Source organism: Bradyrhizobium sp. SBR1B, from assembly GCF_014198205.1.
In the GTDB taxonomy this organism is placed as follows: domain Bacteria; phylum Pseudomonadota; class Alphaproteobacteria; order Rhizobiales; family Xanthobacteraceae; genus Bradyrhizobium.
Genome location: NZ_JACIHC010000007.1, coordinates 219,704 through 238,015 on the forward strand (window position 1 = coordinate 219,704; position 18,312 = coordinate 238,015).

An 18,312-nucleotide genomic window follows, 5' to 3' on the forward strand; every position below is an offset into this window, starting at 1 on the left:
CCGGACAAGGCGCAGCGCGCAGCGGTGCGCCGCAGAGCCGGCACCCAGTTCTTCTCTTCGTGCGCGGCTCGATGGGCCCCGGCTCAGCAGCGCACCGCGAAGTGCGCGCTGCGCTGCGTCCGGGGCACGAGCTTGCCTTACGCCGGCTTCCGGTTCTGCCGGTTCTTGACGAGATCATCGACCACGGCGGGATCGGCCAGCGTCGAGGTATCGCCCAGGCTGCCCGGTTCGTCCTCGGCGATCTTGCGCAGGATGCGGCGCATGATTTTGCCGGAGCGGGTCTTGGGCAGACCCGGCGCGAACTGGATTTGATCCGGGGATGCGATCGGGCCGATCTCCTTGCGCACCCAGGTGACGAGCTCCTTGCGCAGGTCCTCGGTCGGCTGCACGCCGGCCATCAAGGTGACATAGGCGTAGATGCCCTGGCCCTTGATGTCGTGCGGGAAGCCGACCACTGCAGCCTCCGAGACTTTCTCATGCGCCACCAGCGCGCTCTCGACTTCCGCGGTGCCCATGCGGTGGCCGGACACGTTGATGACGTCGTCGACGCGGCCGGTGATCCAGTAATAGCCGTCGGCGTCGCGGCGGCAGCCGTCGCCGGTGAAGTACTTGCCCTTGTAGGTCGAGAAATAGGTCTGCTCGAAGCGGGCGTGATCGCCGTAGACCGTGCGCATCTGGCCGGGCCAGGACCGCGTCAGGCAGAGATTGCCCGAGGTCTCGCCGTCCAGCACCTTGCCGTCGGCGTCGACGATCTCAGGCGCCACGCCGAAGAACGGCTGCGTCGCCGAGCCCGGCTTGAGCTTGGTCGCGCCCGGCAGCGGCGTGATCAGGATGCCGCCGGTCTCGGTCTGCCACCAGGTGTCGACGATCGGGCAGCGGTCGTCGCCGACGACGCGGTGATACCACTCCCACGCTTCCGGATTGATCGGCTCGCCGACCGAGCCGAGCAGGCGGAGCGAGGCGCGCGATGTCTTCTTCACCGGCTCGTCGCCGGACTGCATCAGCGCGCGGATCGCGGTCGGTGCGGTGTAGAAGATGTTGACCTTGTGCTTGTCGATGACGTTCCAGAACCTGGAATTATCCGGGTAATTCGGCACGCCTTCGAACATCAGCGTGGTCGCGCCATTGGCGAGCGGCCCGTAGAGGATGTAGCTGTGGCCGGTGACCCAGCCGACATCGGCGGTGCACCAGTAGATGTCGCCGTCGTGATAATCGAAGACGTATTGATGCGTCATCGAGGCGAACACGAGATAGCCGGCGGAGGTGTGCAGCACGCCCTTGGGCTGGCCGGTCGAGCCTGAGGTGTAGAGGATGAACAGCGGATCCTCGGCATGCATGTGCTCGACCGGGCATTCCGTCGTCACCATCGCCGCCGCCTCGTGATACCAGAGGTCGCGCGTCGGGTTCATGTCGATCTTGCCGCCGGTGCGCTTGACCACCACGACCCAGTCAACGTCGTCGGCCTTCGCGAGCGCGGCGTCGACGTTGGCCTTCAGCGGCACCTTCTTGCCGCCGCGCAGGCCTTCGTCCGCGGTGATGATGACCTTGGATTTGCAGTCATTGATGCGCTGGGCGAGGCTGTCCGGCGAGAATCCCGCGAACACCACCGAGTGGATCGCGCCGATGCGCGCGCAGGCGAGCATCGCATAGGCCGCTTCCGGAATCATCGGCAGGTAGATGGTGACGCGGTCGCCCTTCTTGACGTTGCGGGTGCGCAGGATGTTGGCCATCCGGCAGACCTCGTCGTGCAGCTCCTGATAGGTGATATGCTTGGACTGCGAGGGATCGTCGCCTTCCCAGATGATCGCGGTCTGGTTGCCGCGCTTGGCGAGATGCCGGTCGATGCAGTTGTAGGCGACGTTGAGGATGCCGTCCTCGAACCATTTGATCGAGATGTTGCCGGGCGCGAACGAGACGTTCTCGATTTTCGTCGGCGCGTGCATCCAGTCGATGCGCTTGGCCTGCTCCGCCCAGAAACCGTTCGGGTCCGAGATCGAGCGAGCGTACATCTCCTTGTACTTGGCCTGGTCGATCCAGGCGCGCTTCGCCCACTCCGCCGGGACGTCGTAGATCTTCTCGGACATGCTTCCCTCCACATACGGCAGGCCGAACGCTGGCGACCGGCGAGCCGACTTGATCATTGACTGATTATGCGTCGGGCTAACCGGGCCCGACAAGGAGCACAAGCTGGACCTTCGGCGGGCGGCCGGCCATGCGGAGGATCAAGCCCGCCTGCTGCGACTGTCGCAGATATGAAACAAGCCGGCGGGCGGCTTTCGGGGCCTTGATCCAGCTCCGCGGAATAGGCGGCGCAGGGGCCCCATGCATCAGTAGAGGTATTTGGAAACCGCCTCTCACTGATTCGGGACTCGCAATACGGTTCGGAACACCCTAAATGGCCAACCCGGGTCCAAAGAGGCCCTTCGGAACAAAAATCAGAACAGCGGCATTGACCGGTAACAGACAGGGCTAAGGCATAAGGCTATGATGGATCAGCAGAATCTCGGGACGATACGGCCCGCTTCAGCCGATCCTGCAGCTATTGCGCTGGCCAAGGCCCTCGGACAATGGCCGAAACCGGCCCCTTTCAGGCGTCCGAGCCCGAAGAAGGCCTTCGACACGGCGCCCGCGGCGACGGTCGAAGCGCTCGCCAGGGAGCTCGGCCTGCGGCTCGGCGACCAGAACGAGCTGACCATTCGCCGCGTCCGGCGCGGCAAGGGCTATTCCTTCGTGTGTCCCAATGGCGCACATATCCGCGACGCCCGCACCATCCGCCGGCTGCACGCCATGGCGGTGCCGCCGGCCTATCGCGAGGTGCGCTATTCGTCCGATCCGAGCTCGCATCTCCAGGCGGTGGGCCGCGATGCCGCGGGCCGGCTGCAATATCGCTATCACGCCGATTGGGAAAAGGTCCGCGAGCACCGCAAGGCGCATCGGCTGGAAAAGCTCGTCGGCGCGCTGCCAAAGATCCGGCGCAAGGTCTCGGCATTCCTGTCGGGCGACGAGCCGACGCGTGAATTCGCGCTCTCGGCCGTGATCGAGCTGATCGCGCGCACCGCGATCCGTCCCGGCAATGAATCCTATGCCCGTCTCAACGGCACCCGCGGTGCGACCACGCTGCTGAAGTCCAACGTCACGCTGGAGGACGATTGCTTCGTGCTGACCTTCAAGGCGAAGGGCGGCAAGGCGGTGCGCAAGGAGTGCGACGCGGCCAAGCTGGTGCGCGCCATCGGCATTTTGCAGGAGGTCCCCGGCAAGCGCATGTTCCAGTATCGCGATGCCTACGGGATCGTGCGCGCGGTCAACACCACGCAGGTGAACGCGTTCTTGCGCGAGATCGCCGGCATCAAGATTTCGCTGAAGGATTTCCGTACGCTGATGGCGTCTGCCGTCGTCGTGGAATCGCTGTCGCGGATCACGCCGGCGACCAGCCAGCGCGGCCGCAAGAAGCAGGTGCTGGACGCAATCCGCGCCGCTGCCGACAAGCTCTCCAACACGCCGGCGATCTGCCGCAAGAGCTACGTCCACGACACCATCGTCACGGCGTTCGAGGACGGCATCCTCGAGCGCTTCGCCGCGACCATGAAGGGCCAGCGCTCGCAGGCGAGGCGCGAGCAGTTGCTGGCGCAGGTGGTGGCGACCGCCGCGGTGTAACGACACGTCGCGCTGCCGTAGGGTGGGCAAAGCGCAAGCGTGCCCACCATTTGCTCATGGTGAAAGGTGGTGGGCACGGCGCGAAGAGCGCGCCTTTGCCCACCCTACGAGAGCTACTTCTTATCTGACACACCCATGTCGGGACCGGGATCGCCGCCTGCGGCTGCGGTCGTGAGCCGTTCCATATAATGGGCCCACCCCGTCGCGTGCGCGGCGGCCTGCGCTTCGCTCGGCAGGCCGCTATGGGTCATGCGCAGCAGCGTGCCGCCGTCGCGCTCGATCAGGTCGATCTCGATGAGGCTTGAGCCGGGCGGTACTTCCTGGCCGCCTTCCCATCCGAACGTGTAGGCCAGACGATGCACCGGCACGACCTCGCGGAAGGCGCCGCGGGCGACGCCGCCGCGCGGGCCGACGCCCTTGAGCAGATAGAGCCCGCCCGGATGCGGCTCCGTGGTGGCATCGGAGCCCATCCAGCTGAGGATTTTCTCGGGGTCGGTCAGGTAGGCGAAAACGGTGGCACGTGGTGCCGCGATCTGGGTCTCGCGTCGCACTATGAACGGTTCGGTCATCGGCGATCATCCCTTCGCTGACACCAGGACATGGCGGCGCCAAAGCGGCGCGTCAAGGATTGCCCGTGACAAAGGCCGCCTGCCTTCGCCATGATCGAGCCATGCAGCTCTCCCCGACCCTCGCCTGGCTCGTCGATGCCGCCTCGGATAGCGCCGGAGCTGATCGCCTGCTTGCGGAACTCGGCGCCTATCTGGTCGCCGACGGCGTGCCGCTTGCGGCGGGCGCCCTGACGTTGGAGGTGCCGCATCCTCTGATCGCAAAGCGGACCTGGCTGTGGCGTGCAGACAGCGGCCAGGTGATCGAAGCACTCGGTTTCGCGCCGAGCGGATTGGCGCCCGATCCGCCCAACGATGCCGGCCGCCGCTGGCTGCGCGACATCGCGCGGGGCGAGGTCCACGAAGACGTCATCGGGCGGCCCGATGGGCCGCAGCTTTGTTGGATCGGGCCGCGTCCCTTCACTGCCGACGACATCGGGCAATTGCGCCAGGCCGCGCGTTTTGCAGCGACGCCCCTCGCCGTGCTCGCCGCGCGCGCCACGCTGCGCGCGACGTTAGACGCATATCTCGGCAAGCGCAGCGCGGAGCGGGTGCTGGCGGCACCTCTGCGCCGCGATCTCGGCGAGACCATTCAGGCCGCGCTGCTCTATGCAGACCTCCGCAACTTCACGACGTTGTCGGAAACCTCACCGCCTGCACAGGTCATCGCCGCGCTCGATGCCTGGTTCGACCGCATCGCCGGTGCCGTTCACGCCTTCGGCGGCGAAGTGCTGAAATTCATCGGCGACGGCGTGCTCGCGATCTTTCCGGTGGTCGATGCATCGCCGCGCCGCGCCTGCGAGGCCGCCCTGCGTGCCGCAGGCGCAGCGGAGGCCGGCATGGTCTATCTCAACAAGGAGCGCGGCGCTCAAGGGTTGCCGCCGCTGGCATTCGGCGCTGCGCTCCATCTGGGCGAGATGCTGTGGGGCAATATCGGCGCCGCCAACCGGCTCGACTTCACGGCGATCGGTCCCGCTGTCAATCTCGCCAGCCGGCTCGAAGGATTGTGCAAGCCGCTGGGGCGGGCCGTGCTGGTGTCGGGAGCGCTCGCCGCGGAAACGGACATGCCGCTGGTCGCGCTCGGATCGCATTCGCTGCGCGGCATTGCTGCGCCATGCGAGGTGTTTGCGCTGGCGGAGACGCAGAACCGGACATCGTAGCCCGGTTGGAGCGCAGCGTAATCCGGGATCGGTGCATACGGAAAGACTGTCCCGGATTTCGCCGCGCTCCATCCGGGCTACGGCAGCGCCTACATCCCGCCCATCTTGCAGACGAGCTTCCACTCCTCCGCTGTCACCGGCTGCACCGACAGGCGCGAATATTTCACCAGCGCCATGTCGGCCAGCTTCTTCTCGGCCTTGATCGTGGCCATCGTCACCGGCGTCTTCAACGGCTTGTCGGCCTTGATGTCGACGCAGACGAATTTCTCGGTCTTGTCGGTCGGATCGGGATAGGCCTCCTTGATGATCTCCGCGATGCCGACGATCTCCTTGCCCTCGTTGGAATGATAGAAGAACGCCTTGTCGCCCTTCTTCATGGCGACAAGGTTCTGGCGCGCGGTGTAATTGCGCACCCCGGTCCAGGCCTCGCCCTTGGCGCCCTTCGCCACTTGCTGGTCCCAGGACCACACCGATGGTTCGGATTTCACCAGCCAGTACGCCATGTTTATTCCTCTGACTTGAAGGGGCGCGTCAGCAGCCCCGAGATAGCCGCGTCGATCGTGCTTCGGCCGCTCAGGATCGACGCGACCGCTTCTGATACCGGCAGCTCGATGCCCTGCGAAGCTGCGAATTCGATCAGCACCGGCGCGGTGAACTCACCCTCGGCAAGCTTGCCGGCAGGCGGTTGCTCGCCGCGGCCGAGTGCAAGGCCAAGGGCGAAGTTGCGTGACTGCGGGCTCGCACAGGTCAGGATCAAATCGCCGAGACCGGAGAGGCCGGCGAGTGTCTCGCTGCGTGCGCCGAGCGCGCGGCCGAGGCGCGTCAGCTCGGCAAAGCCGCGGGTCGTCAGGGCAGCCTGGGCGGAGGCGCCGAGCTTGCGCCCGACCGCGATGCCGACTGCGATTGCAAGCACGTTCTTGGCCGCGCCGCCGATCTCGACGCCGCGAATGTCCGTGGAGTGATAGGGACGGAACGTCGGTGAGCCCAGGGCCTGCACCAGTGCGCGCGCCAACGTCTCATCGCCTGCCGCCAGCGTCACCGCCGTCGGCAAGCCGCGCGCGACATCGTCGGCAAAGCTTGGACCCGACAGGATCGCCGGCTGGGCGTGCGGCGCGGCCTCCGCGATCACGTCGGTCATGAATTTGTGGGTGCCGTGCTCGATGCCCTTGGCGCAGGCGACGATCGGCATCGGCCTTGTCAGATGCGAGGCCAGCATGTTGACGGCACCGCGCAAATGCTGCGCCGGTGTTGCGATCAGCAACATGTCGGCGCGCGCGGTGAGCGCCAGATCGCTGGTCACGACGATCTCGGGCGCGATCTGCACGCCGGGCAGTCGCGGATTATCGCGTGTCGAGGCGATCCGCCCGGCATGCTCGGCATTGCGCGCCCAGAGCGTGACGCTCCGTCCCGCCCGGGCCGCCACGGTCGCCAGCGCCGTGCCCCAGGCGCCAGCCCCGATCACCGCGACGGATTGGAACGTGGTCATGGCTAGAATCCCGCCCGGGTCTTGCCGTAGCCGGCCGGCGCCGTTGCATTGGCATCGAGCAGCCAGCGCGCGCGGGGCTGCGCTTCCATCGTGTCGGTCAGGCCGAGCGCGAGGCGTTCGGCACCGGCCCAGGCGATCATCGCGCCGTTGTCGGTGCAGAGCGCGGGCGGCGGCATGATCAGTTGCGTCCCGGCTTGCTGTGCGACCTCATCGAGGGCGCCGCGGATCGCCTGATTGGCGGCGACGCCGCCGGCCGCGACCAGGGCGCGCGGCGCGCCGAATTGTTCGCGGAACAGCCTGAGGCCGACGCTCAGCCGGTCGGCGGTCGAATCCAGCACGGCAGCCTGGAAGCTCGCGCAGAGATCGCTGATGTCCTGCGGCGTGATCTCACCTAGCCGGCTCGCTTCAGTGCGGACCGCCGTCTTCAATCCCGACAGCGAGAAATTGGCATCGGGACGTCCGTGCATCGGCCGCGGAAACGCAAAGCGCGTGGCATCGCCGCCTGCCGCCGCGCGCTCGACCTGCGGGCCGCCGGGATAAGGCAGGCCCAGCATCTTCGCGACCTTGTCGAAGGCCTCGCCGATCGCGTCGTCGACGGTGGTCCCGAGCCGTACATACTGACCGACGCCGGTGACCGCGACGATCTGGGTATGGCCGCCCGAGGCGAGGAACAGGCAATAGGGAAATTCGATTCCGTCCGTGAGGCGCGGCGTCAGTGCATGCGCCTCCAGATGGTTGACCGCGACCAGCGGCGTGTCGTGCACCATTGCGATCGCCTTCGCGGTGGTGAGCCCGACGATGACGCCGCCGATCAAGCCCGGCCCCGCCGCGGCCGCGACGCCGCCCAGCTGGGCGAAGCCGACGCCGGCCTCCTGCATCGCGCGCTCGATGATGCCGTCGAGCAGGTCGACATGAGCGCGGGCGGCGATCTCCGGCACCACGCCGCCGAAGCGGGCGTGCTCCTCGATCTGCGACCGTACGATGTTGGACAGGATCCTGCCGCTGCCGTCGCCCGCGCGTTCGACCACCGCCGCGGCGGTCTCATCGCAGGTTGTTTCGATGCCCAGTACCAGCATTGGCGAATTGTTATCCAATTTGCGCCCTTGCGCTCATCCGGAAAGCGGAGTTCTGGTACGTCCGGTAGCATTCCGGGGCCAGATTGCGCAATCGCCACGCGCGGCGTCCTCACGAATGCGTCGCCGCCATTTGGTTCGGGAACACCAGCGATGTCCATTCTTGTCACACGGCCGCATCCCGACAATGAGGCGACGGCAGAAAGCCTGCGTGCGCGGGGGCTTGCGGTGCTGCTTGCGCCGGTGCTGAAGTTCGAGCCGGTCGCCTTCCATGACGAGAGTGAAGCTCCGTACGGTGCCATCCTCGTCACATCGGCCAACGCGATCCGTGCCGTCGCGCCACAATTGCGGGATCTTGGTCTGTTGGAGCTGCCGTTGTTTGCTGTCGGCGAGCACACGGCTGCTGCGGCGCGCGATGCCGGCTTTGCCGAGGTGATCGTCGCCGGCGGCGATGCGGCGTCCTTGCGCGACAAGGTGATGCAGAGCGCGCGCGACAAGGTGTTGAAGAAAAAGAGCACGCTGCTGTATCTCGCAGGCGCGGATCTGTCGCGCGACCTCGGCGGCGAGCTCGGTGCGGAGGGGTTCAGCGTGGTCACGCAGACGACCTATCGCATGGCGCCGGTCAAGCATCTGCCGCGCGAGGTCTGCGAGGGCTTTGCCGCCCACGGCGTCGAGGCGGTGCTGCACTACTCCCGGCGCAGCGCCCGGGCGTTCCTGGATGCGGCCAGGGACGAGGGCGTCGAAATCTCGGCGCTGGCGATACCGCAATGCTGCCTGTCCGAGACCGTTGCCAGCGTGCTGCGCGATGCCGGCGCGTCGCAGGTTCTGGTGGCTGCGACACCGGACGAAAATGCCTTATTTACCACCTTGGAGCGTGCGTTGCGTACCCGTTTGGCGTAAGAGGTCGGGCCGAATCCGACGTAATCGGGTCCGTCCCGCGTATGGAAGTGTGAGGAACCGTCACGATGGCCGACGACAAGCCTGAAGACGCAGGATTGGCTCCTGAGTCCGGCCGTGCCAAGCGCACTCCGCCCACCATCGACCTCGAAGCCACCGAAGTCTCGACCCAGCCGCAGGAGCCGGCGGTTGAGCCCGAGGCCCCGCCGGCGCCAGAGCACGGCGAGCCTGAGCAGGCAAAATCCGACCAGATTGACGCAGAGCCGGAGCGGACCGAACCGCAGGCCGCGGTTGCGCCGGCTCCCGTGTCCGCGCCGATGTCGCCCTGGGTCATTGCGCCGTTCTCCGGCGCTGTCGCAGCGGCGGTCGTGATCGCGGTCGGCTGGATGCTGGGCTGGCCCGCCGTACAGGCGCCGCCGGCCACGCCGCAAGTCACGAGCGCGACGGTCGATGCGCTGAGCGGTCGCGTTGCGGCAGTCGAAGCCAAGGCCGGCAAGCCCGCCGCCGATCCGGCGATGGCGGCGCGGATCGACGCGCTGGAGAAATCCGCAAACAGCTTGCGCAGCGACGTCGCCAATCTGCGTACGCAGTTCGACAAGACCGCGAGCACATTGAACGATGCGAAATCTGCCCCCCGCGCTGCCGCACCCGACCTCGCCGCTCTGAGCGACCGCATCGCCCAGCTCGAGCGCGCCAGCAAGGCTGAACGTGCCGAGCTCGCGCAGCAGGGCGAGAAGATCGCCGATGCGAAGACGTTGGACGACAAGCCGCTGCGCCATGTGGTGGCGGCGGCCCTGCTCGACGTCGCCGTTCGTCACGGCGATGCTTACGAGTCGCAATTGGCCGCAGCGCGGGCGATGGTGACAAAGCCCGATATGCTGAAGCCGCTCGACACCTTTGCCGCGTCAGGCATCCCGACGCCGGTGGCGCTGAGCCGCGAGCTGCTCAACATCGTGCCGAAGCTGTCGCCGCCGGCGGAAGCCCAGACCAGCGGCACCGGCATCGTCGAGCGTCTCCAGGCAGGAGCCTCAAAGCTGGTCCGCATCGAGCGCACCGACGGGGTCGGCAACGATCGTGGCGCCATCGTCGCACGGGTGACGGCGGCGGCGCTCCGCAATGATTTCGTGGAAGCGCGGCGCGAGCTCAAGACGCTGGCCGAGGCCGATCGTGCGCCGGCGCAGGCCTGGCTCGACAAGGCCGATGCCCGCGACGCTGCGCTCGCCGCTTCCCGCAAGTTCGCCGACGATGCCATGGCGGATCTCGTCAAGCCTGCTCAATAAAGCTTCGCGCAATACTAAGCGCGTATAGGGATCGCCATGCTTCGCATCGTCCTCTTCCTTGTCCTGATCGCGCTGGCGGCGGCCGGCGCGGCCTGGGTTGCCGACCAGCCCGGCGATCTCGTCCTGACTGCGGGCAGTTTCCGCGCCTCGACCACGCTTCCCAAATTCGTGTTCCTGCTTGGCCTGTTTGCCGCGGCCGTCGTGCTGGTCTGGAGCATCGTGACGACGATCTGGCGCACGCCGGGGCGTCTGCGCCGCCGCCGCCACGACAAGCGCCACGCGCGGGGCCGCCACGCCATCACCCACGGCCTGCTCGCGATCGGTCATGGTGATACCGCACTCGCCCGCCGGCACGCGGAAACGGCGCGGCGGCATGCGCCGAATGATCCGCTCGCGCTGCTCCTGCATGCGCAGTCGGCGCAGCTCGAAGGCAATCGCGACGAGGCGCAGCGCGTCTTCCGCGCCATGGCCGAGCGCGAGGACACGCGCCTGCTCGGCCTGCGCGGCCTGTTCATTGAGGCGCAGCGCGCCGACGATGCGGTCGGCGCCGTGATGATCGCGGAGGAAGCGATCAAGCTGTCGCCGTCCTCGACCTGGGCCTCGCAAGCGGTGCTCGGCTTCCGCTGCGCGCGCGGCGACTGGAGCGGCGCGCTCGCGATCCTGGATTCGAATTTGTCCGCAGGCCTGATCGACAAGCAGGCCTATCGCCGGCAGCGCGGTGTGTTGCTCACGGCGCGCGCGCTCGAATTGCAGACGATGGACCGCGACGTCGCGCGCGAGAGCGTGATGGAGGCGGTGAAGCTTGCGCCGACCTTGGTGCCTGCGGCCGTGCTCGCGGCAAAATTCGACAGCGAGGCACATCAGGTGCGCCGCGCCATGAAGCGGGTGGAAGCTGCCTGGCTCGCCAATCCGCATCCGGATCTCGCGGATGCCTATGCCCATGTGAAGCTCGGCGATACCGCCTGGCACCGCTTGCAGCGTGTCGAGACGCTGGCGGCGAAGACGCCTGCCGACAAGTCCGGCCATATCGAGGGCCAGCTCGCGATCGCGCGTGCCGCGATCGACGCCTCCGAGTTCGCCCGCGCGCGCGAAGTGCTCGCGCCTTATCTCAGCGATCCGACCCAGCGCGTCGCGCTGCTGATGGCCGAGATCGAGCGTGCCGAGCATGGCGATAGCGGCCGCGCCCGCGCGTGGACCCTGCGGGCGGTGCGCGCCCGTCACGATCCGGCCTGGACTGCGGACGGCTACGTTAGCGACCATTGGCGCCCGGTCTCGCCGGTCACCGGCCGGCTCGATGCGTTCCAGTGGCAGACCCCGGTCGCGAGCCTGCCTTCGGACAAGGGGACCACGATCGAATCCTCGGCCTTCGAGGAGGCCATGCTGGCGGCCCCGCCGCCGAAGCGGGTGACGGTGGCTCCCAGCGAACGCCCGGCGGAACCGGCCGCGACAGCACCGGCACCAGCACCGGCGCCAGTGCCGGCCGCGCAGGACAATTCGCCCCCGATGGCCAAAGAAGAGCCGGTCGTTGTGACCGCCGAACCGGTCCAACCGGCCCCGGAGCCCGCCGAATCACCGCCGCCGGCGGCGACACCGGTGTTCCGGAGCCGCGCCGACCTCGGCAAACCGGCGCCAGCGCCGATTCCCGCGGTCATCCCGATCGTCCGGGCCCCCGACGATCCCGGGATCGATGACGAGGGTCCGAGTGATGAATTTACGGAACAAATCGGTACACCCAAAGCCCAGGCCGGCGGCTGGCGCGGATTCTGGTCCCGCTGGGGCGCGTGAGCCGCATTTCGAACCCGGCTTGTCCTTGCCAATTCGGGCCATGCCCGATATCAGGAGCGCGCGTATCGGGGCCGGCATCGCCTTGGCCCCGGCAGGGTTCGCCGCAATAGCTCAGTTGGTAGAGCACGTCATTCGTAATGACGGGGTCGGGGGTTCGAATCCCTCTTGCGGCACCAGCGCCTCAACTCATCCGATCCAAGAAGCGCGAGCCCAGTCCCGGCCATTGCATCCGGCGCATTGCGCGCGATGCTGGCGTCTCTACGATGCGCGCTGGCGGGGTGTGGGCAATGGGGCAGGCAGGGGCATCGCGAACGGAGCCGGGCTCCGCGGATCGGAGCGACTGGGTCCGGCGGCCCGGCCTCGTCATCCTTGCGGCGTTGATCACCGCCATCGTCGCTTCCAAATCGCTCGACGCGTCGCGGCTGCACAGCCGGCTGTCCGTTCCCCCGCTCTATGACGACGTCGCCTATTTCGAAGACGCGGTCAGATGGGTGAATGCCTTTGGAAGCCGCGGCGTCGCCGGCAGCGTCTGGGACTTGCTGCATCACCATGCGCCGTTTTCGACGCTGGTGGCGGCCACCGGTTTTTGGTCGTTTCCCGGAAGCTATGTCGGTCCCTATCTCGTTCATGCCGTGATCGTCTTCGGCTTCCTGCTCGGGATCATCTGGCTGGTTCGGCGACGGCCGGTTCTCGAGATCGCATCGTGTCTGGTCGCAGCAGTGTGCGTGCCGGTGCTGTGGCACACGATCACCGAGGCGCGTCCCGATCTGCCCTCGGGACTTACCGTCGGCCTTGCCGCCGGTGCTATCGTCTACCGCGGCGTGCTCCGGCGCAGCATCCGGTCGTTGGCTGGCCTCGGCATTGCCTGCGCACTCGCCGCCTGCATCAAGCCGACATCGTTCCCGGCTGCGCTCGCTCTGCTCGGCAGCGCATTCGCGATCCGGCTGGTCGTCGATTGCATCCAGGCCGGCGGATTGCGCCTGTCGATCAGGACTGCGCTCGGCGCGCTCGCGTGGTTTGTGCTGCCGCTGATCGCGACCACGGCCGTGCTGATCGGACCCGCATTGGTCGAGACCGTCACCTACATCCTCATGGTGTTCGTCGGCCAGCGCGACCTCTGGACGACGGGCGAAGGATTCTGGCCCGGGCTGCTACGTTTCTCCATCGGTGGAGAGGGACAGTTCGGCCTGCACTATTGGCTCGCTATCGGGTTGGCCTTGATGCTGTTGCGCTTCGTGCTCGCTGCGATCCAGGGCTCGGCCGCGGTGCTGGATGCGGTCGTTCTGCTCGCCACCGTGCTGATTGCCTACGCCATTCCGTCCGTTGCCGAGATCAAGACCTATTTTTTCGGCGCAATGTTCTACGGCGTGTTCATCGTCGCGATGGTCCTCAATGGCTGCGCCAGCATGGCGTCCATGGAATCACTGCTTGCGCGCACGGCCCTTGCGAAAGACATCCGTCGCCATCTGCTGACGGCAGGCCGCGTGCTTGCGCTCGCAATCGCCCTCGCGCTGTTCGTCAAGCACGTCGTGATCGGTCAGCTCAGCGTGGCGACGCCGCTGAGCGCGCAGCAGCAGGACAGCATCCGCGCATCGACCGAGCGTCTCTGGTCGCTTCTGCGCGACGTCAAACCGCCGCCGTCGGGCCCGCTTTACATCGGCTTTTCGAGTCCCTACCCGGTCACGCCCGCCACCATTCAGTTGTATGCGGCGCAGGCGCGGATGAATCTCGTCGTCCGCGGCGAGATGCTGCATCGAACGGCAGCGGCCACCGCAGAAGCGCTTCTGCAGTCGAATATCCTCGTCGTATCGAACTCGATCCAGCATACGCTGGTCGGACCGCGGGTCGGCGATGAGCTCATCGCCCGCATGGACGCGGAAAAGGGCGTCTGCCTGCTCGACAGCATGAGCTTTCCGGACGTGACGCTGCGGGTCTATCGGCGGGGGTGTTGATCGCAGCCGGCCGGTTCGAAATTGCGCCGCGATTGTGTGAGGCCAATCACTTAACCCAGGACACCTTCCCCGTAACGTCCCGGGTACGCCAACACGGGGAGATTTCACATGCGCAAGCTCATTCTGGTTGTCGCCATGGTCCTGGTTTCCGCCTCTGCCCAGGCAGACGGCTCCCGCAGCCTGTCGCTGTCCGCGGCGGGCGCCCAGGCTCCCGCTGCACTGACCACGCCAACCTCGGCGACCACCTCCACGCCGCAGGCGAGCGAAGCTGCGCCGGCCACCGAGGCGCCGAAATATTCCGATCGTCCGCCGGCAGTGTCGCTCTCTGCGCCGGCCGCCGCGGCCACTCCGACCGCTCCGGCGGCGACCACGCCCACGACCACCCCGGCGCCGGTCGCGACAACCAAGCCCGCCACCAAGAAAACGGCAAGGGCGGACAAGCCGAAGTCCAAGCGCTGGACCGAGCGCCGCATCATCAGCGAGCTGCACCGCCACGGCATCTATTGGTAAGCCGCTCGCCCAAAGCAAATGGCCGGGCAGAAGCCCGGCCATGCGCAATCTTGAAGTGGTGGTCGAGCTTACTGCGACACCGTCTGCACCACGCTTCCGATCGGACGCGTGTTCGTGCTCGCGGTCGGCACCTTCATGTCCTTCATGATCGCTTCGTCATATTCCGGCAGCGTCTGCAGCGTCGTCTTGGCCTTCATCTGCACGACCTTGTAGCCGCCGGCCTTCAACCGCGCGAGCAGCGTCGGCAGGGCTATGCCGGTATTCTTCTGGAAATCGTGCATCAGGATGATGCCCTTGCCGAGCTTGTCCAGCCGGGTCATCACCGTCTCGATGATCTTTTCCGGCGTCGCGCCCTTGCGGAAGTCGAAGGAGTCGACGTCGGTCGAGAACATCGCGACGTTGCGGGTGCCGAAATAGCTCACGATCGCCGGATTATGCTGCAGCTGCGGAAAGCGGAAGAACGGCGCCGGGTTGGCACCGAGCGCGAATTTCACCGCGCTGATGCCCTTTTCGACCTCGTCCTTGGCCATCTGCTCCGTCATCTTCTTGCCGTTCAGATTGACGTGCGACCAGGTGTGAGTGCCGACCGTGTGGCCCTGGGCCAGCACCTGGCGCAGGATTTCCGGATGATAGGTCGCGTGCTTGCCGACCGAGAAGAACAGGCCCTTGGTGCATTCATCCGCCAGCGCCTTCAGCACATTCGGCGTGTTCACGGGCCAGGGACCGTCGTCGAAGGTCAGCACGACCTCCTTGTCGGTGAGGAAGTCGAACTGCTTGAAATGATCGAAGCCGAAGCCGGGGCCGCCGGTGGTGTCGATCTCGACCACGCGGGAGACGCCCAGCGCGTTCGGATTGGCGCAGGTCGATTTCTGCTGAACCGGCATGGCCGGGGCGGGCGCGGGTGCCTGAGCAACCGTCGTCGGCCTGGCCGCGATCGTCGCGGTGGTCTCGACGTCATCCCTGGCGGCGAGCTTCGCCGGTGCCGGCAATGGATCGGCGGCACGGGCGGCAATTGTCTTGGGAGCGGCCTGATCGGCGCGCGAGGAATAATAAAACCAACCGCCGGCGGCGATCACGACCGCCGCAACTACACTGGCCAACATCAGGCCCAACGCATTACGCATCGCTACTCTTTCCAATTACGCAACCAAACCGGCGGAATTTCCCGCGCGACGAGCCATTAATGCGAAGTAACAGTTAACGTGACACCAACACGACGGCGGTTGTGGAGGAATTTCAGGGAGGTGCGCCAAAGTGACCGACGTCACAGTCGGGGTGCAGCCCGTGACCATCATCACAGTGGAAACTGTTTTGCTGGAGCATCGTAGTTCCCATCAACAACGGGCACCGTTGCGACGGCGCCAATGGGAGCTTCAAATGACCAAGTCTCTTGACACCAAGTCTCTTAACACCAAGCCTCTTGACACCAAGTCCTTCTTTGCCAGTCTCCGCGACACCAGCCTGGCGCTCGGTTTTGCCGCCATCGTCTCGCTCGTCGCGACGAGTTCGAGCTTCGCCTTCTCGGCCGAGGCGCAGCAGCAGTGCACCGGCGACGCCTTCCGCCTGTGCTCGTCGGAAATCCCCAACATCCCGAAGATCACGGCGTGCATGATGAAGCATCGCTCGGATCTCAGCGCCGGCTGCCGCGCGGTGATGGACAAGGATCTCGCCAAGGGCGCGTCGCGCAAGGTCGCTGACGCCCAGGACAAGCAGTAAGAGCACGCAACACTGCAATCGTTGCGTCGGTTAGCTCCCCTCGCGATACGCCCCGGCGTCAAGCCGGGGTCACGCGGCAGCGCCATGCAGCCCGCCAATAAAGCCGTTGCGGCTGAGGGATCGTCGCACTAGCTTCGCCCGCACATTCTTCCGGGTAAGAGGCATTACGCGATGACCAGATTTCTTTTCATACTTCCTTTGCTGCTCGGCGCATCGGTCGCATCCGCGCAGCAGCAGCCGGGCCACGATGCCTGCGCGCGCGACGTCACCCGCTTCTGCCGTGCCGTGATGAACAATGGCGATGGCGCCGTGCTCGCGTGCCTGAAGCAGCACCGCACGAAGCTGAGCAAAGGCTGCGACAAGGTGCTGACCGAGCACGGGCAGTAAGAGTTCTCGTAGCCTGGATGGAGCGAAGCGTAATCCGGGCTACGGTCTGACACTGCTCCCCGCCGCGGTCGCGACCACCGGCAGCACCTCGGCACTGGCACGATCCGGCGTCTCCTCCTTCCAGCGCACCGAACCGAACGGACGCTCCAGCATGCGGCGGATCCGCACCGGCTCGGGACCGATATGGAAATCGATCGCCTGCTGATGCAGCGCGCGTTCGGACTGGGTCGAGCGGTTGCGCTGGCGTAAGTAGTCGAACCAGGTCGGGCAATGATAGCGCTCGGTCCACAATTCGGGGTCGGCGATGTCGCGGGCGATCGACCAGCCATAGGCGCCGTTGCGCTGCCGGGAGAGCTGCACGTCCTGCATCACGTTGTGGAACGCGCGCGCGTTCTCCTGAGCGACGCGATATTCGATCTCGACCACCAGGGGTCCGCTGCGCCCCGTCAGGGACAGCTTCACCTCGGGATCGGCCAGCACGTCGGCATCCTCGTTGCGGGCACCGACGCGCGGCATCGTCAGCCAGATTCCGAGCAGCGGCGAGATCAGCATCAGGCCGGCCGCGGTCAGCAATGCGACCTCGACGCCGGCATAGTCGGTGAGATGGCCCCAGCCCCAGGCACCGATCGCGATGCCTCCGGAAATCGAGGCCTGGAATGCCGCGAGCGAGCGGCCGGCGACCCAGCGCGGCGCCGAGAGCTGCACGCCGATATTGAACAGCGCGATCGCGGCCATCCAGACCGCCCCGGCCAATACCAGCGCGGTCGCCGTCAGCACCGGCTCGGTGCTCAGGGCAAGGGCGGCCATCGCAAAGGCCATCGAGATGGTGCAGGCGCGGATCGCAGCCTCGCCGCTCATGCGCTTGCGCAATTCGTGGATGTTGAGCGCACCGATCACGGCGCCCATGCCGAAGGCGCCCAGCATGATGCCGTAAGTCTGCGCACCGCCATGCAGCAGGTCGCGCGCGACCAGCGGCATCAGCGCCATGATGGCGCCGCCGATCAGGCCCATCACCAGCGTGCGCAACAGCACGATCTTGATCGGCGGTGAATTGGTGATGTAGCGGAAGCCCGAGACCATGGCGCGGTTGAGCTTTTCCCGCGGCAGGCGCGAGGGCTCGGTGCTGCGCCGCCACAGCAGCAGCACCACCAGCAGCGGCAGATAGAGGATCGCGTTGCAGGCGAAAGCGGCCACCGCGCCGAGCGAGGCGACGATGACGCCGCCGACCGCGGGACCGAAGCTGCGCGCGATGTTGTAGCTGATGCCGTTCAAGGCGACGGCCGAAGGCAGCGCATCGGGCGGCACCTGTTCGCTGACCGAAGACTGCCACGCCGGGCCGAACAGCGCGTTGCCGCTGCCCACCACGAAGCAGAAGGCGAGCAGCGTCTCCGGGGTGATGAGATTGAACCCGGCCAGCACCGTCAGTACCGTCGCGCCGGCGAGCGCGACCATCAGCGAGACCAGGGTGACGATGCGGCGGTCATACATGTCGGCGATGGCGCCGGCCGGCATCGAGATCAGCATGATCGGCAGCATCAAGGCAGTCTGCACCAGCGCCACCTTGTCCGCCGAGGCCGCCATCTGCGTCATCGCCCAGGCCGCGCCGACGCCCTGGATCAGGAGGCCGAGATTGGAGAGCAGGCTGGCGAGCCAGATGCGCCGGAACACCGTGTACCGCAGAGGCGCGGTGATGCCGTCGGCGGCGATTTTCTGGCGGTTCGTCTGCTCGGTCATATCCCCTTCCAAACGGGCTGGCAGAATGGTCTTGGAGTGATCCTGGGCGATTCCGGCCAATTCAGTGATGCCC

The 18,312-nt window shown here is 66.5% G+C and carries 16 protein-coding genes and 1 tRNA gene; 10 read left to right on the plus strand and 7 right to left on the minus strand.

Features of this window, described 5'->3' with window-relative positions; genetic code table 11:
• Nucleotides 1-137: 137 nt before the first annotated feature.
• On the minus strand, nucleotides 138-2,084 hold the full coding sequence (gene acs, locus GGD61_RS20305) for an acetate--CoA ligase (RefSeq protein WP_179732414.1): 1,947 nt from the start codon (nucleotides 2,082-2,084) through the stop codon (nucleotides 138-140).
• A 400-nt stretch (nucleotides 2,085-2,484) separates the two neighbouring features.
• Between acs and GGD61_RS20310 the strand changes: the two genes are divergently transcribed.
• Nucleotides 2,485-3,654, plus strand: coding sequence for a DNA topoisomerase IB (locus GGD61_RS20310; protein WP_183231044.1), 1,170 nt, complete (start codon nucleotides 2,485-2,487; stop codon nucleotides 3,652-3,654).
• Between the two features lie 113 nt (nucleotides 3,655-3,767).
• Here the strand turns inward: GGD61_RS20310 and GGD61_RS20315 are convergent, their stop codons facing one another.
• Entirely contained in the window at nucleotides 3,768-4,223 is a 456-nt protein-coding gene (locus tag GGD61_RS20315; protein ID WP_018323601.1) for an SRPBCC domain-containing protein, read from the minus strand.
• A gap of 101 nt (nucleotides 4,224-4,324) precedes the next feature.
• Between GGD61_RS20315 and GGD61_RS20320 the strand changes: the two genes are divergently transcribed.
• Nucleotides 4,325-5,419: an adenylate/guanylate cyclase domain-containing protein gene (locus tag GGD61_RS20320; RefSeq protein ID WP_183231045.1), complete on the plus strand. Its 1,095-nt coding sequence runs from the start codon at nucleotides 4,325-4,327 to the stop codon at nucleotides 5,417-5,419.
• Between the two features lie 89 nt (nucleotides 5,420-5,508).
• Here the strand turns inward: GGD61_RS20320 and GGD61_RS20325 are convergent, their stop codons facing one another.
• The 3 genes from GGD61_RS20325 to tsaD are packed head-to-tail and all read right to left on the minus strand — an operon-like array spanning nucleotide 5,509 to nucleotide 7,981.
• Nucleotides 5,509-5,922: an EVE domain-containing protein gene (locus GGD61_RS20325; RefSeq protein WP_183231046.1), complete on the minus strand. Its 414-nt coding sequence runs from the start codon at nucleotides 5,920-5,922 to the stop codon at nucleotides 5,509-5,511.
• 2 nt (nucleotides 5,923-5,924) lie between these two features.
• On the minus strand, nucleotides 5,925-6,905 hold the full coding sequence (locus GGD61_RS20330; RefSeq protein WP_183231047.1) for an NAD(P)H-dependent glycerol-3-phosphate dehydrogenase: 981 nt from the start codon (nucleotides 6,903-6,905) through the stop codon (nucleotides 5,925-5,927).
• Between the two features lie 2 nt (nucleotides 6,906-6,907).
• Nucleotides 6,908-7,981: a tRNA (adenosine(37)-N6)-threonylcarbamoyltransferase complex transferase subunit TsaD gene (gene tsaD / locus GGD61_RS20335; protein ID WP_183231048.1), complete on the minus strand. Its 1,074-nt coding sequence runs from the start codon at nucleotides 7,979-7,981 to the stop codon at nucleotides 6,908-6,910.
• 150 nt (nucleotides 7,982-8,131) lie between these two features.
• On the opposite strand from tsaD, the gene GGD61_RS20340 reads away from it, so the two are divergent.
• From GGD61_RS20340 to GGD61_RS20365, 6 genes are all read left to right on the plus strand, one after another.
• On the plus strand, nucleotides 8,132-8,878 hold the full coding sequence (locus GGD61_RS20340; RefSeq protein ID WP_092261502.1) for a uroporphyrinogen-III synthase: 747 nt from the start codon (nucleotides 8,132-8,134) through the stop codon (nucleotides 8,876-8,878).
• Between the two features lie 65 nt (nucleotides 8,879-8,943).
• On the plus strand, nucleotides 8,944-10,155 hold the full coding sequence (locus GGD61_RS20345; protein WP_183231049.1) for a COG4223 family protein: 1,212 nt from the start codon (nucleotides 8,944-8,946) through the stop codon (nucleotides 10,153-10,155).
• Nucleotides 10,156-10,191: 36 nt separating this feature from the next.
• Nucleotides 10,192-11,940: a heme biosynthesis protein HemY gene (locus GGD61_RS20350; RefSeq protein ID WP_183231050.1), complete on the plus strand. Its 1,749-nt coding sequence runs from the start codon at nucleotides 10,192-10,194 to the stop codon at nucleotides 11,938-11,940.
• A 100-nt stretch (nucleotides 11,941-12,040) separates the two neighbouring features.
• Nucleotides 12,041-12,116 (plus strand) — tRNA-Thr (locus GGD61_RS20355).
• Nucleotides 12,117-12,227: 111 nt separating this feature from the next.
• Nucleotides 12,228-13,892 carry a hypothetical protein gene (locus GGD61_RS20360; protein WP_183231051.1) on the plus strand — a complete coding sequence of 555 codons (1,665 nt, stop codon included), beginning with the start codon at nucleotides 12,228-12,230 and terminating at the stop codon, nucleotides 13,890-13,892.
• A gap of 108 nt (nucleotides 13,893-14,000) precedes the next feature.
• A complete protein-coding gene (locus tag GGD61_RS20365; protein ID WP_183231052.1) occupies nucleotides 14,001-14,402 on the plus strand; it encodes a hypothetical protein in 402 nt (133 codons plus the stop codon).
• Between the two features lie 68 nt (nucleotides 14,403-14,470).
• On the opposite strand, the gene GGD61_RS20370 is transcribed toward GGD61_RS20365, so the two are convergent.
• Complete coding sequence (locus GGD61_RS20370; RefSeq protein WP_092261497.1) at nucleotides 14,471-15,526, minus strand: polysaccharide deacetylase family protein; 1,056 nt, start codon at nucleotides 15,524-15,526, stop codon at nucleotides 14,471-14,473.
• Nucleotides 15,527-15,779: 253 nt separating this feature from the next.
• On the opposite strand from GGD61_RS20370, the gene GGD61_RS20375 reads away from it, so the two are divergent.
• Nucleotides 15,780-16,118, plus strand: a complete 339-nt coding sequence (locus tag GGD61_RS20375) for a hypothetical protein (protein WP_183231053.1) — start codon at nucleotides 15,780-15,782, stop codon at nucleotides 16,116-16,118.
• Nucleotides 16,119-16,289: 171 nt separating this feature from the next.
• Complete coding sequence (locus GGD61_RS20380) at nucleotides 16,290-16,505, plus strand: cysteine rich repeat-containing protein (RefSeq protein ID WP_018318984.1); 216 nt, start codon at nucleotides 16,290-16,292, stop codon at nucleotides 16,503-16,505.
• Nucleotides 16,506-16,544: 39 nt separating this feature from the next.
• Here the strand turns inward: GGD61_RS20380 and GGD61_RS20385 are convergent, their stop codons facing one another.
• Nucleotides 16,545-18,239: an MFS transporter gene (locus tag GGD61_RS20385; RefSeq protein ID WP_092261494.1), complete on the minus strand. Its 1,695-nt coding sequence runs from the start codon at nucleotides 18,237-18,239 to the stop codon at nucleotides 16,545-16,547.
• Nucleotides 18,240-18,312 lie beyond the last annotated feature (73 nt).